Origin of the sequence: Clostridium sp. 1001271st1 H5 (genome assembly GCF_005845215.1) — a bacterium.
Lineage (GTDB): Bacteria > Bacillota > Clostridia > Lachnospirales > Lachnospiraceae > Enterocloster.
Window position 1 is genome coordinate 173,865 of sequence record NZ_SPHO01000007.1, and the last position, 13,240, is coordinate 187,104.

Sequence of the window (13,240 nt, forward strand, 5' to 3'; positions counted from 1 at the left end):
TTCGTATCCTTATAACCGGAAAAACACCTGTCTTATGACTATGCTTCTCTCCGTTCAAAGACGCGCAGCTTAGCGCTCTTAGAACGGCTGTTTTCTTCCAGCTCTTCTTCTGACGGCAATATGGGTTTTCTGGACACCACTTTCCCCTTGCTCTTCCGCCCGCACACGCAGACAGGAAACTCAGGAGGACAGATACAGGGATTTTCGTTTAACCGGAACCGGCTCTTCACAATCCTGTCCTCCAGCGAATGGAAGGTAATGATACTGAGACGGCCTCCCGGATTCAGAAGGTCTATCATGGTATCAATGGACTGCTCTAAAACCTCCAGTTCATGATTACACTCAATCCGGATGGCCTGGAAAGTCCGCTTGGCCGGATGGCCTCCCGTTGCCCTTACCCTGGCCGGAATGGCTCCCTTGATGATTTCCGCCAGTTCCCCGGTTGTCTCTATGGGGTGTTCCCCTCTTGCCCTTACAATGTGCTTTGCTATGTTCTTTGCAAAATTATCCTCTCCGTAATCCCGGATAATCCTGTACAGCTCCATCTCGCTGTAGGTATTAATAATATGGGCGGCTGTGATTTCGTTCCTCTGGTCCATCCTCATGTCAAGAGGCGCGTCCTCACGGTAGGTAAATCCCCTGGAAGCCGTGTCCAGCTGATAGGAGGACACTCCCAGGTCCAGGTAAATTCCGTCCACTCCCTGGATTTCCAGTTCCTTCAGTACTTCCTTAATATTGGCGTAATTGCTTCTGACAATGGTCACCTTGTCCTGAAATGGCAGAAGCCGTTTCCCGGCCGCCTCTATGGCGTCCGCATCCTGGTCTATTCCAACCAGCCTTCCGCTGCCCAAACGCTTACACACCTCATAGGCATGTCCGCCGCCGCCCAGGGTGCCGTCCACATACAAGCCTCCCGGCTTGATGTTCAGACTCCCCACTGTCTCATATAAAAGTACGGACTTATGTACAAATGTTGATTCCTCCATTAAATTCCCAAACCTTCCATATGTTCTGCAATCTCTTCCATATCATCAAAGGTGTTTGCATCCAGCCATTTATCCTTACTCCATATTTCAATGCGGCTGCCCACACCTACCAGTACTGCATCCTTCTCGATTCCGGCAAATTCCCGAAGAACGGCCGGAAGGAGAATCCTTCCCTGCTTGTCTACTTCACAGGTGGTAGCTCCTGCTAAGAGAAAACGTGAAAACTTACGTCCGGCGGCATTGGTAAGAGGCAGTGTGCGAAGCTTTTCTTCAAGGGCAGCCCATTCTGAATTCTCATACACAAAAAGGCAGTTATCAAGGCCCTTCGTAACAACGAATTCATCGCCTAACTGCTCTCTGAATTTGGAAGGTACGATAAGCCGTCCCTTCGCATCGACTGTATGATTGTACTCACCCATGAACATAACTTATCACCTGCCGTACACCGGAGCGGTAGTGGACAGCTGTGGGAGACATCCGATATCCCCCACTTCATCCACTTAACAACCATCTTCTACCACTTTGCACCACTTTCTACCACTTGTATGTCCATCATAGTACAGATTTTGGGAAATGGCAAGAAGTTTTTACGGAAATCTTATAAAAAAATTGCGAAAAAATAAGGCAGCTGCGGGCTTTTCCGCAACTGCCTCTATATGTGGGACGAGTCCCCCACCAGACACAAAATATTGATTTTTTCAGCCTTTGATGCCCCTGGTGGGGACCCATCCCATGTTTTTCGCCGCCACTTTCCTTCCGCTTTCCCAAAAGTGGGGAAGCGTACACGCCTTAGACGGTTTCCTCCACTTTGTCCCCCTTTTTCGGGTGACGGTGGCGGTAAAGAATCACGGCCGCCGACACGCCCACCAGCACAGCCGACAAAAGCTGTGACACGGCAAACCCTGTTCCCGGAATCTTCAGCTGGTCTGTCCTCAGTCCTTCAATCCACACCCTGCCCAGTCCGTATCCAAAGAAATACACCCACAGCATCTCACCTTCAAACTTCTTGCGTTTCCTGTACCACAGCATGAATAGCAGCACACCCAGGTTCCACAGGGATTCGTACAAAAAGGTGGGATGCACCTGAATATAGGAAATCCCATGCTCCACAATCTCATTGTCCACAAGCTGCTGGGATATCATGGCGGGGTTTACCAGACTCTTACGGATGCGCATGGCAAACAGGTTATCCGTATACCCGCCAAAGGCCTCGCAGTTGAAGAAATTCCCCCACCTGCCGATAATCTGTCCCGTAATCAGTCCCAGGACGCCGCTGTCAGCCATGGAAAAAAAGGACAGCTTCCTTACCCTGGTAAATACAATAAGGGTCAGGGCCGCCGCAATCACTCCCCCGTAGATAGCCAGTCCTCCTGCCCTGAGGTTAAATATCTGCAGCAAATCATCCTTATAATTAGCCCAGTCAAAAATAACATAATAGGCTCTGGCTCCCATAATGGAAAAGATGATGGCATAAAGTGCAAAATCCAGATAAATATCCGGATTCTGTCCCCTTCTCCTGGCATCCGAACACGCAATGGCCATGCCGGCCAGCATCCCCAGTCCTATGATGATACCGTAAAATGCAATCCTGAACCCAAACACTGTAATGCTGTTGGGCAGATGCTCTATGGTAATACCCAGATTCACAAAACTCAAATCTGCTCCCGTAACTGCTTCCATAAAGAAAATCTCCTTCCTATGTGATATACTTCCCCATTTTACCCCGAAGCAGTATAAAAAGCAAGAAGGTATTTACCAGCCAAAAACCTACCGGGCACCCAGGGCAGCCATGGTCACATAGTTATACGGCTTATTAAAATGGGGTAGGAAGAATAAGTCAAACAGCTTCAGCTTATCAATGGTCACCTGTTCCTCCACTGCCATGGAAAACATATGAATGCCCATGGAAACATCGTAATCCGAGCACATCTGGGCTCCCAGGATGATTCTGGATTTCCTGTCATACACAATGCGTATCTTCACCTTATGGTTCCCGTTCTCCATGAACTCCGCCTTCTGCCAGTCCTCATAATCCGCTGCCGCTGCATCGTATCCCATCCGTTCTGCCCTGGCCAGGCTAATTCCCGTGCTGAGCATATGGAGCCCCCATATACTGATGCCGTTGGACCCCTGCACCCCCACGGATTCCAGAACCTTGCCGCAGGCATTGTGGGCCGCGATAATGCCGGAGCGCACCGCATTGGTAGCCAGTGCAATATAATCCGCTGCCTGTATGGCATTATTATAAACCGTGGCGCAGTCCCCCACCGCATACACTCCCGGCACGCTGGTTTCCTGCCTGCGGTCCACCAGAAAAGCACCGTTGCCAAAGGTTCTGAGCTTTCCCTGCCCAAGGTCCGTGTTAGGCTTAAACCCAATGCCGAACACCACCATATCAGCCTCATGGCATCCCTGGTCCGTGACCACCCGTTCCACCCGTCTGCCTCCTTCCAGTCTGATCACCTTCTCCCCGAAAGCCAGTTTCACACCATGCTCCCTGAGATTGTGCGCCATCCTGTCAGAAAACTCCCGGTCATAATACCCGGACAGGCAGGTATCCGCCAGGTCAATCAAAACCACCTCCCTGCCGTTCCTCTTAAAAGCCTCAGCCAGTTCCACCCCAATATATCCCGCGCCCACCACAGCCACTTTCTGAATGGAGGTATCCTTAAGCTTTTCAATTACATCCCTGGCATTCTGATACAGCTTCACAAACTGCACATTATCCAGATCCATCCCCTCAATCTCAGGACGAAGCGGAACCGACCCCGTTGCCAGAATCAGCTTATCATAGGCCTGCACATAGTCCTCACCATCCTTTCCCCTGGCATACACAGTCTTACCGTCAAAATCAATTCTGGTAACCTCTGTCTCCATATGAATGACAGCGCCCTTTTCCTCAAAGGCCTCCTTACTGGAGTAAAACAACCCTTCAGGCCCCGAAATCTGCCCGCCAATCCAAAGGGCCATGCCGCACCCCAGAAAACTGATATTAGAGTTCCTGTCAAAAGCCACCACCCGTTTCCCCGGAAACTGGTCCAATATAGTATTCAAAACCGCCGTCCCCCCATGATTCGCCCCAACGACGACAATTGTTTCTTCCATAGATAATAACCTCCTGTAATCTTATCATTTACAATCCTTCATAATTACCAAAACAATATAATCCTCATCACTAAAATCCAGTCACAACTATTGTTGCCAAAAAGCGCCAATATTATAAATCCCAATAAAAATGTGTTAAATAAAAGGTGCTGTACAGAATATATCTAATTGAAGGTACTATATATAACGCACTATATATAATAAGAAGTAATCCTATATAAGGATGAGCTGACTGCAGCTAACCTTCCTGAGCCAATCTTATTTCGTGATAAAAAATCTCATCTATTAAAAACATACTTTCCTGCCATCAAAATCAGTTTCTTCTGCATCACCTTAAACCCTCTCCATTTGTTATGTGAGAATACTTCTCCTCGTTATCATTCATCTCCTTTTCATCAAACATAGAAATAATTCTTCGTGAGAAAATTCTTCACAATTATTCCATCTTCCCATATCAACCTTCTATCAGCACTCTCCCACAACATTCCCTCATAATATTTCCCCATAGCATTCACCCATAACATTATCCCCTGAGATTTTCCGCGCCCCATCTATACGAGAAAAAATCTCACATATTTCATTATACAAACCCCCGCCTCATTCCCTCCCTCTCACTCAGCGTACGCGTCCTCTCTCCTTGTGGTGGGATGAGTCAGCGGACGGTCAGCAGACCAGCCGGAAAATGAGCGGGCGGGGGCGGGGAGATTTGGCGATTTTTACCGAGGGCCGCTGTCTCTTAGGCTGAACCGGGGGCGAAGCAGGGGGCGGCTGAGGGCCTGCACGGCCCGAAGACGGCGGCACATGGAGGAGAAATCATCAAGATTTCTCCGTAATTTGCCGCTGTACCCCTGCTTTGTCCCCGGTTCAGCCTTAGAGACAGCCCCCGAGGGAACCATGAGTCAAATCTCCCCGTTCCCGCCCGCTCATTTTCCCGACCCTCTCCCCCGTCCGCGTCCCCCTCACACCACACATTTTCCCCTTTAATTTCCCCATCATTTATGATATGATAATAAAGCTGTAATAGAATCAGAACGCCCCGCCAGAAGCCCGGGCGTATTTGAACCATCATATATCACATACAGATAGGAAGGTAATCATATGAAATTAGGTATCGTAGGACTCCCCAACGTCGGCAAGAGTACCCTCTTCAATTCTCTGACAAAGGCAGGTGCGGAATCAGCCAATTATCCGTTCTGTACCATTGACCCCAACGTAGGCGTTGTTCCGGTTCCCGACGTGCGTCTGGACAAGCTCACCGCCATGTACAGCTCAGAGAAAACAACTCCTGCTGTCATCGAGTTCGTGGACATTGCCGGCCTGGTAAAGGGCGCTTCCAAAGGCGAAGGTCTGGGCAACCAGTTCCTTTCCAACATCCGTGAGGTGGACGCCATTGTGCATGTAGTGCGCTGTTTTGACGACCCCAATGTCATTCACGTGGACGGCTGCATTGACCCTCTCCGTGACATTGAAACCATTAATCTGGAGCTGATTTTCTCCGACATTGAGATTCTGGAGCGCCGCATTGCCAAGCAGTCCAAGGGCGCATTCAACAACAAGGAGCTGGCAAAGGAAGTTGAGCTGTTAAAGGCCATCAAGGCCCACCTGGAGGACGGAAAGCTGGCCCGCAGCTTTGAGCCCGAGGACGATGATGCCAGGGAGTTCATCAATACCCTGAACCTTCTTACATGGAAACCTGTCATCTTTGCCGCCAATGTAGCGGAGGATGACCTTGCAAACGACGGAACCGGCAACCAGTATGTTCAGGCTGTCCGCGGGTTTGCTGATGAGAACAACTGTGAAGTATTCGTTATCTGCGCTGAGATTGAGCAGGAAATAGCTGAGCTGGACGACGATGAGAAGAAAATGTTTTTAGATGACCTGGGCCTTACGGAATCCGGCCTGGAGAAGCTGATTGCAGCCAGCTACCGCATTCTGGGCCTTATGAGCTACCTGACAGCAGGTCCCCAGGAGAGCCGTGCATGGACCATCAAGGTAGGCACCAAGGCGCCTCAGGCAGCAGGTAAGATTCACAGTGATTTTGAGCGCGGCTTCATCCGCGCCGAGGTAGTCAATTACGATGACCTGATGGCATGCGGCAGCATGAACGCGGCCAAGGAAAAGGGTCTGGTACGTTCCGAGGGCAAGGAATACGTCATGAGGGACGGGGATGTGGTCCTCTTCCGTTTTAATGTATAATACAGCCTGCAAGGCTGGCTTTGAAAATACTCATAAGAGTTATGGGATTCTGATACGAATCCTTTCACGATTCATATGTCAGTGGAAAAACCGGCATCATCCGCCATCATAAACCATGGATGATGCCGGTTTTTCCTTCTCTTCCCCGACTCCACGGAGCGTTTGTTGTATTTATACGCCATATGGACTATGATAAACAAGGAGGTGAAAAACATGGATTGCAGCAAAGTAGGAAAATTAATTTATACGCTGAGAACGGAAAAAGGAATGACCCAGAAATCCCTGGCCCATGCAATGAACATCAGCGACAGGACCATTTCCAAATGGGAGCGGGGGGGTTCACTTAGATAAAGATACCACACCAATCCCACGCTGACTTTTGCTCAACCAATACAGCCGGAGGGCTGGATAACAAGAAAAGGCGGTATGCGCCCCGTGGAGGGGTAGCATATCGCCTTTTCTTGTGGGGGTTTCCAAAGGGGGCAACGCCCCCATTTGGCACACGACTTTGCGAAGCAAAGTGTAGTGTGTTATACGCTCTGTCGGCGTTGTCGTGAAAATGCCGTTGCCGCCGGGGAGGGCAAGGGCATTTGAAGCGGCAAGATTTGAAGCGGCAAGAAAACAGGGCTGTGCTTGCGTGGCGTGGAGCCGCAAGCGCAGGTCTGGTTTCATCAGCAGACAGGGCGTATATGAAAGCCCCCGTCCCTCGTCCTACGCTCCGACTTGTGGACAAAGTGTCCCGAAGTTGTGGCCACACTCCCGGAAAAGTAGCAGGACAGCGGGCAACCGTCAAGGCTGAAATGAACGGGGTTACACCCGGCCTTGACCGCCGCCCGCCGCCCCGCTGGATGGGTGGACAAGGCGGCCAATCCCTCAAAGTGCTTGGCCGCGCTCTTTCTGATTTTGAGGTATTCAGTTTTTCAAAATTGAATAATCAAAATAAATTTTTTCGATTGAAAAAATTTTATTTGTTATCATCTTCAATGCCATATTTTTTCTTTTGCCGAATCACATAATTACTGATTTTTTCATCATATAGTGGATACTGGTAATCCAACTGGCATGCCACTTCTGACGAAACCTCCCGGAACAATGCCATACATTGTTCAAAGGATTCCCACATATGGGGATAGGAATCCATATTATAAGTAGACATAAGTCGTTCCCACAATTCCTCTGGGACATATTGCTTCATAAATTTATAGTTTTTTCCCAAACTGAAATGAAATCCCTGTTTGATACCAATCAGCCAGGAAATCATGCGAAGCAATTCTTTTCGTACTATATCATTCATATGGTCAATAGCAAAAAGAATTTCTTTGCGGCATAAGCCCTTTACTACATATGTTGTAGTATTCCAAAATTCATTACAGCAATCGTCAAACATTCTTTGAGTAGGCTTCTGCAAGTGGTAGTCTATATCCGTTGGTATTGGCGGCTTTACGATACGGTTGTCTTTATCCAACAGTAACTTTACCAGTTTATCCCATGTAAAATACTCGTCTATCAGTTCCAGCGGCAGCAAAGTTAAATCTATCTTAACATCATCAGTAAACAGCATTAAATATGAAAATCCCTTTTCTACAGCTGGAAATAATTCCATATCTTCCGGCTTTTGCAGAATCAACCTTTCACCAAATATATCTAGCCATTTATCATCACTTGTGAAGCTGTCCATATCCGTAACAAAAAAAGTAATATCAAAATCCTGAAAATCATCAGGCGGAATATTTGTATTTGTTCTAGATCCTTCCAAAGTAACCATGCGAATGCGTTTGTCTGTTTTTGCAAAATTCAAAACAATATCATAAACTTCCTTTTCTGATCTCATTTTTATCTCCTCCAATTATTGAAATAGGTGTGAAGCCATTTTAGGGCTTTCCCGCCTTGATTACCCTTTAGCAAAGACGGGCGGGACTGTCAACGGCGGCGCATGAAATGCGCCGTTCATCTTGACCGTTGACTGGCTCGGCTGGCTTTGCTATTTTCTCGATGAAAAACAATTTATTCGTATTTATTTCCATCATTGTCATAGTAAGCCACATGAATGGAATACTCTTTTTCTGGGTTTTTAATTGAGATAATATCCATATCATCTGTGTTGTATCTCAATGTATCTTGCACTTGTCCATTTATTGTATAAGTGATTTCAGCATACTCTGTTTTAGCACCATTAAACCAAATTAAATCATACCATTCTCCGTTTATTGCAACGCCACCGACAATAATCTCATCACTATTTCGGTTTGTTGATGTACTAAATTTGTAGTCTCCATTTCCTGTTGGTTCAAAGATAGCAAGTGTAGATTTATTATCTGTACTGTATGCTCCACTCACGATATAACCGCCAAGTTCCAGTTCTTTTGCGATAGTCCATTCATTCCCTTTTGAAATTGCGGTGTTCAATATGCTTTCTCTGCTGGTAATGGTATCTCCTTTGGGAGTTAAACTAAAGAAATATAAAAAAGCGGCAGCAACGCAAATAACAGTCGCTGAAATTATCAGTAACCACTTTTTCATAACCAATACCTCCATATAATCTGATTTATTATTCTCTTACTTGCGTCCCCGCTGCGGCTTTGGATTTTTCAGCAAATCCGATTTCTGTGCAATCTTTTTCAACCACTTCTTTTCTTCCTCTGACAGTTTCCCATAGTTCAGCTTGAGCCGCTTACAGATAAATGCCATAGCCGCCTGCTCCGGGTCGCTGTCCTCTCTGGTGGTTTCCTCTGCGGTCTGCAAAAAATCTTCCAGAGGATTGTCCTCCGGGACGCTGAAAAAATCGTCCTTGTGGGCTTCCCGCAGGTCGAAGGCTATCTTGTTTATGTCCTGCTGTATCACATAGCGGCAAAAGCTGTCATCGTCAATATGGGCGGCGATAAGCTGTCGCAGCTGTGGGTCAGTCAAGCCGGGATTGTGTTGTTTCATAATCGTTGCACTCACAGCGTCCACAATGGCGTTTGCGCTCTGCACCTGCTTTCCCGCTACGCCGTTCACATAGATTTCAAGGTCGGCCATGAGCCGGGGAAAATCCGGGTGGGTCGCCAGTTCACACAAGAGGGAATTGTCCACCCGCCCGCTTTTCAATAGTTCAATCATATCGTCGCTCAAACGCAGGTCTGCAAGATCGGCGTTTGGGTGATTTTTTGTTTGGGAACGGCCCAGCAGATAATCAACAGTCACTTCGTAAAACTTTGCTAACTCAATAAGGGCATAGTGGCTGATGTCCTTATACTCGTCCGCTTCATAGCTGCCAAGCGCAGATTTGGAGAGGTGCGTCTGTTCCGCAAGCTGTTCCAGCGTCAAGCCACGCTCCACACGCAGGTCTTTTAGTCGTTCTTGAATAGTTAGGGCCATACTCTCCCCCCCTCTGTCCTCTGTTCTAAAATATCATCCAATCTTACCACGACTTTTTGATTTCTCTTAATAAAGCAACCGTAATATCTTTGGCAATACTTGATGCTTTTGCACAGTTTCCGTCAAAATTATCAACTCCGCTGTGTTTTTCAGTATCGGTCACACACCGAATGGCGATAAACGGTATGTCATTTGCATAGCAGACATGAGCGATACTGGCAGTTTCCATGTCAACCGTCAAGGGAGCAAATTCATCGTTTATTTTTTGCCGGCTCTCATCGGTTATAAACGATTCTCCCGTTACCATACGGCCCCAAACTACCTTTCCAGAAGTTGAAAGCTTGTCAACAGCAGACTTTGACATATCTATCAGCTTTGGGTCTGCCACAAAAAACACAGAATTCATCCACGGATGAAATTCCGTTAAAATGTCTGGCGCTACATCGTGGTAACAAACTTCTGTGGAGATAACTGTATCGAATATTTCAAGTTCTGGCTCCATACCGCCCGCTGTCCCTGAATTGATAATTATATCCACGCAAAATACATCTATCAAAAGCTGAGCGGCTATGGCGGCATTTACTTTGCACACGCCGGAAAACAGGGCGACAACTTCTACACTATCAATCTGTCCAGCATGGAATTTCAGCATAGCTTTTTCCGTTATCTTACAGTTGCTTATCAAGGGCAAAAATGGGGCGAGTTCTTCGTCACCCGCACATAAAATTCCGATTTTCATAGATTATTGTCCTCCTATGGCTTGAAAGCCAATTTTTATGTTTATTTTACCATAATTCCGAGAGCACGGAAATAGCCTGTTTTTTAAGCCGATTTCCTACCTTTCGGATATACGGGACGGGCGGTCATTTAGGTGTAGACTTAGGGTAGTTCATCGATGGACAGCACCTTGAAAACAGAATGACCGTCCAAAAAGGAATACCCCGGCTGGGGAAGCACTGCAAGGAGCCAGCTTCTGGACACTTTGTCCAGAGGTCACTTCGGGACAAGTTGTCCCGAAGTTGCGGGGAGCGTGCCTCGTCGCCGCAAGCTGCGTATCATTCGCTTCCGCCAGAGGGCGAAAGCTCACTCGCTCCGCTGCGGCTCCTCTCCCCACAAAGTCTGACGACTTTGCGGGGGCCCCTGTTGGGAACACGCCGCAGGCATGGGGCAAGAAACCTTTTCGGGGAGAACGGCAACGGAAAGCAAAATGGAGGGAACGCATGAGAGATAACCCCTATAAAGACTTGCCGCCGCTGGAACGCAGGCCGGACGGTTCCCTTTACCGCATGACACCGGCGCAAAGGAAACAGGCGGCCAGCCTGATACGCCAGGAGTGCTGTTGCTGTGAGGACGGCAACTGCATTGTCCTTGATGATGGGGACACCTGCACCTGCCCGCAGACAGTTTCTTTCTCGGTCTGCTGTAAGTGGTTCCGCTGGGCGGTCTTGCCGCTGGACGGGACGCTGGAAGCGGAGATTTTCCGGGATAAGGACTTGAAACGCTGTGTGGTCTGCGGCGGTGTGTTCGTCCCCAAATCCAACCGGGCAAAATACTGCCCCGGCTGTGCCGCCAGAGTTCACAGGCGGCAGAAAACAGAAAGTGAACGGAAAAGGAGGTCTGCTGTGGACAGTTAGGAGCGAAAAAAGCCTTGATTTATTAGGCTCCGCAAGCCCCAAACCGGGGCAGGTGGTATAAAGTATCGCCCGCCCCGGAAAACGGGCTTCTAACCGTCCACAAAACACGATATGACAAACACGATTTACATTCATCAGCCGGAAAAGGCGTTCAGCTTCACCCGGCTCCCGAATTTTCTCTTTGAAGCCCCCACATTCAAGCCCCTGTCTAACGAGGCAAAGGTTCTGTACACCTTTATCCTGCGCCGGACAGAGTTATCCCGCAAGAATGGGTGGGCGGATGACTGCGGACGGATTTTCCTGTATTACCCTATCTGCGAAGTGGTTGACCTGCTCCACTGTGGGCGGCAGAAAGCGGTGAACACCCTGCGGGAACTGCAATACGCCGGACTGGTGGAGATCCAGAAGCAGGGCTGTGGAAAACCCAACCGCATTTTTCCAAAATCCTATGAAGCGGTTCCAAACACCGACTTCAAGAAATCCCGTTCTGGTACGCCGGAGGACTGAAAACCGTACCCTTGAAGTACGGAAACCGCCCCCCTAAAGTACGAAAACCGGACGGTATATAGAAATACAAAGATTAAAATGATTTATTTATATCCATTCCATTCCTATCGTATCAGAGATAATTCTGGCAGGATTTTCCCTGTGGAAAACCCAGGATAGGAAAGGAATGGGGAAAGGAGCAGAATGGCACAACACGCAATTTTGCGGTTTGAGAAGCACAAGGGCAACCCGGCAAGGCCGCTGGAAGCCCATCACGAAAGGCAGAAAGAACAATACGCCAGTAACCCCGACATTGACACAAGCCGGAGCAAATACAATTTCCATATCGTCAAGCCGGAGGGACGCTATTACCACTTCATTCAGAGCCGTATCGAGCAGGCCGGATGCCGAACCCGCAAGGACAGCACACGGTTTGTCGATACGCTGATAACCGCCAGCCCGGAGTTTTTCAAGGGGAAATCTCCAAAGGAGATACAGGCGTTCTTCCAAAGGGCGGCAGATTTCCTCATTGGCCGGGTAGGACGGGAAAATATCGTGTCGGCGGTGGTACACATGGACGAGAAAACGCCCCACCTGCATTTGACCTTTGTTCCGCTGACAAAGGACAACCGCCTGTGTGCAAAGGAGATTATCGGCAACCGGGCAAACCTGACGAAGTGGCAGGACGATTTTCACGCCTATATGGTGGTGAAATATCCCGACTTGGAGCGTGGGGAGAGTGCCAGCAAGACAGGCCGGAAGCATATCCCCACCCGGCTTTTCAAACAGGCGGTTTCCCTCTCCAAACAGGCCAGAGCCATTGAAGCCGCCCTTGACGGCATTAACCCGCTGAACGCCGGAAAGAAAAAAGAGGAAGCCCTCTTCATGCTGAAAAAGTGGTTCCCGCAGATGGAGAACTTCTCCGGGCAGTTGAAAAAGTACAAGGTCACAATCAATGACCTGCTGGAAGAAAACAAAAAGCTGGAAGCAAGGGCAAAGGCCAGTGAGCAAGGCAAGATGAAAGACCGCATGGAACGGGCAACGCTGGAAAGCGAATTACACAATCTCCGCAATTTCGTTGACCGTATCCCGCCGGAAGTGCTGGCGCAGGTGAAACGGCAACAGCGGCACACAGTAAAGGAAAGGTGATAGATATAAGCAGAAATTTTCGCCGCCCCTGTGCGGCATTGTACCTTGAAAACTGAATATGGAGGACACTGGATGGCAAAAAGCGAAAGCGATATTTTTACGCCCCGGACAGGGCAGGTCATACAAGCAGAGAACGGCACGCAGTATTTTGTATGTGGGAACAACCGTATAAAAATCTCCGAACACTTCGCCGCAGGCGGGAAGCCCCTCGGTGATCTGATTGTAGATGTGGTGCGGCATACCGCAGAAAAAGCCGCTTCAACCTGATAGCCCATCATTGATAACACGCCCACGCTTATGATATAATTGCCATAGAGCAAAAGTATT

Annotated in this window: 13 protein-coding genes and 1 pseudogene; 6 read left to right on the forward strand and 8 right to left on the reverse strand. The window is 48.5% G+C overall.

Annotated elements, in window-relative coordinates; genetic code table 11:
* Positions 1-38: 38 nt before the first annotated feature.
* From rsmH to FGS84_RS12835, 4 genes are all read right to left on the reverse strand, one after another.
* A complete protein-coding gene (gene rsmH, locus FGS84_RS12820; RefSeq protein ID WP_138308831.1) occupies positions 39-986 on the reverse strand; it encodes a 16S rRNA (cytosine(1402)-N(4))-methyltransferase RsmH in 948 nt (315 codons plus the stop codon).
* Positions 986-1,411 carry a division/cell wall cluster transcriptional repressor MraZ gene (gene mraZ / locus FGS84_RS12825; RefSeq protein WP_002567056.1) on the reverse strand — a complete coding sequence of 142 codons (426 nt, stop codon included), beginning with the start codon at positions 1,409-1,411 and terminating at the stop codon, positions 986-988. The genes rsmH and mraZ overlap by 1 nt, the downstream gene beginning before the upstream one ends.
* A 364-nt stretch (positions 1,412-1,775) precedes the next feature.
* Positions 1,776-2,666, reverse strand: coding sequence for a prolipoprotein diacylglyceryl transferase (lgt, locus tag FGS84_RS12830; protein WP_138308833.1), 891 nt, complete (start codon positions 2,664-2,666; stop codon positions 1,776-1,778).
* 87 nt (positions 2,667-2,753) lie between these two features.
* Entirely contained in the window at positions 2,754-4,091 is a 1,338-nt protein-coding gene (locus FGS84_RS12835) for an FAD-dependent oxidoreductase (RefSeq protein WP_138308835.1), read from the reverse strand.
* 1,098 nt (positions 4,092-5,189) lie between these two features.
* Between FGS84_RS12835 and ychF the strand changes: the two genes are divergently transcribed.
* Both ychF and FGS84_RS12845 read left to right on the forward strand, forming a co-directional pair.
* Positions 5,190-6,287 carry a redox-regulated ATPase YchF gene (gene ychF / locus FGS84_RS12840; RefSeq protein ID WP_138308837.1) on the forward strand — a complete coding sequence of 366 codons (1,098 nt, stop codon included), beginning with the start codon at positions 5,190-5,192 and terminating at the stop codon, positions 6,285-6,287.
* Between the two features lie 213 nt (positions 6,288-6,500).
* Positions 6,501-6,623: pseudogene (locus FGS84_RS12845) on the forward strand (helix-turn-helix transcriptional regulator); the annotation flags it as partial.
* Positions 6,624-7,251: 628 nt separating this feature from the next.
* Here the strand turns inward: FGS84_RS12845 and FGS84_RS12860 are convergent.
* The 4 genes from FGS84_RS12860 to mtnN all read right to left on the reverse strand — a co-directional run bounded on the left by FGS84_RS12860 (position 7,252) and on the right by mtnN (position 10,383).
* Entirely contained in the window at positions 7,252-8,118 is an 867-nt protein-coding gene (locus FGS84_RS12860) for an aminoglycoside 6-adenylyltransferase AadE (protein WP_001255868.1), read from the reverse strand.
* A gap of 173 nt (positions 8,119-8,291) precedes the next feature.
* Positions 8,292-8,807 carry a hypothetical protein gene (locus tag FGS84_RS12865; RefSeq protein WP_015573183.1) on the reverse strand — a complete coding sequence of 172 codons (516 nt, stop codon included), beginning with the start codon at positions 8,805-8,807 and terminating at the stop codon, positions 8,292-8,294.
* Positions 8,808-8,843: 36 nt separating this feature from the next.
* Positions 8,844-9,644 carry a helix-turn-helix transcriptional regulator gene (locus FGS84_RS12870; protein ID WP_008395979.1) on the reverse strand — a complete coding sequence of 267 codons (801 nt, stop codon included), beginning with the start codon at positions 9,642-9,644 and terminating at the stop codon, positions 8,844-8,846.
* Between the two features lie 43 nt (positions 9,645-9,687).
* Complete coding sequence (gene mtnN / locus FGS84_RS12875) at positions 9,688-10,383, reverse strand: 5'-methylthioadenosine/S-adenosylhomocysteine nucleosidase (RefSeq protein WP_008395978.1); 696 nt, start codon at positions 10,381-10,383, stop codon at positions 9,688-9,690.
* A 481-nt stretch (positions 10,384-10,864) separates the two neighbouring features.
* Between mtnN and FGS84_RS12880 the strand changes: the two genes are divergently transcribed.
* From FGS84_RS12880 to FGS84_RS12895, 4 genes are all read left to right on the forward strand, one after another.
* Positions 10,865-11,278, forward strand: coding sequence for a cysteine-rich VLP domain-containing protein (locus tag FGS84_RS12880; RefSeq protein WP_044930679.1), 414 nt, complete (start codon positions 10,865-10,867; stop codon positions 11,276-11,278).
* A 111-nt stretch (positions 11,279-11,389) separates the two neighbouring features.
* A complete protein-coding gene (locus tag FGS84_RS12885) occupies positions 11,390-11,785 on the forward strand; it encodes a replication initiator protein A (RefSeq protein ID WP_008395976.1) in 396 nt (131 codons plus the stop codon).
* Between the two features lie 183 nt (positions 11,786-11,968).
* Positions 11,969-12,913: a MobV family relaxase gene (gene mobV / locus FGS84_RS12890; protein WP_008395975.1), complete on the forward strand. Its 945-nt coding sequence runs from the start codon at positions 11,969-11,971 to the stop codon at positions 12,911-12,913.
* A gap of 72 nt (positions 12,914-12,985) precedes the next feature.
* Positions 12,986-13,180, forward strand: coding sequence for a hypothetical protein (locus FGS84_RS12895; RefSeq protein WP_002334813.1), 195 nt, complete (start codon positions 12,986-12,988; stop codon positions 13,178-13,180).
* Positions 13,181-13,240: the final 60 nt, after the last annotated feature.

Bases quoted from the DNA above. Each gene is read 5' to 3' on its own strand.
- mtnN (WP_008395978.1), bottom strand. From the start codon at position 10,383: ATGAAAATCGGAATTTTATGTGCGGGTGACGAAGAACTCGCCCCATTT.
- lgt (WP_138308833.1), bottom strand. From the start codon at position 2,666: ATGGAAGCAGTTACGGGAGCAGATTTGAGTTTTGTGAATCTGGGTATT.
- FGS84_RS12865 (WP_015573183.1), bottom strand. From the start codon at position 8,807: ATGAAAAAGTGGTTACTGATAATTTCAGCGACTGTTATTTGCGTTGCT.
- FGS84_RS12895 (WP_002334813.1), top strand. From the start codon at position 12,986: ATGGCAAAAAGCGAAAGCGATATTTTTACGCCCCGGACAGGGCAGGTC.
- FGS84_RS12860 (WP_001255868.1), bottom strand. From the start codon at position 8,118: ATGAGATCAGAAAAGGAAGTTTATGATATTGTTTTGAATTTTGCAAAA.
- rsmH (WP_138308831.1), bottom strand. From the start codon at position 986: ATGGAGGAATCAACATTTGTACATAAGTCCGTACTTTTATATGAGACA.
- mobV (WP_008395975.1), top strand. From the start codon at position 11,969: ATGGCACAACACGCAATTTTGCGGTTTGAGAAGCACAAGGGCAACCCG.
- mraZ (WP_002567056.1), bottom strand. From the start codon at position 1,411: ATGTTCATGGGTGAGTACAATCATACAGTCGATGCGAAGGGACGGCTT.
- FGS84_RS12835 (WP_138308835.1), bottom strand. From the start codon at position 4,091: ATGGAAGAAACAATTGTCGTCGTTGGGGCGAATCATGGGGGGACGGCG.
- ychF (WP_138308837.1), top strand. From the start codon at position 5,190: ATGAAATTAGGTATCGTAGGACTCCCCAACGTCGGCAAGAGTACCCTC.
- FGS84_RS12870 (WP_008395979.1), bottom strand. From the start codon at position 9,644: ATGGCCCTAACTATTCAAGAACGACTAAAAGACCTGCGTGTGGAGCGT.
- FGS84_RS12880 (WP_044930679.1), top strand. From the start codon at position 10,865: ATGAGAGATAACCCCTATAAAGACTTGCCGCCGCTGGAACGCAGGCCG.
- FGS84_RS12885 (WP_008395976.1), top strand. From the start codon at position 11,390: ATGACAAACACGATTTACATTCATCAGCCGGAAAAGGCGTTCAGCTTC.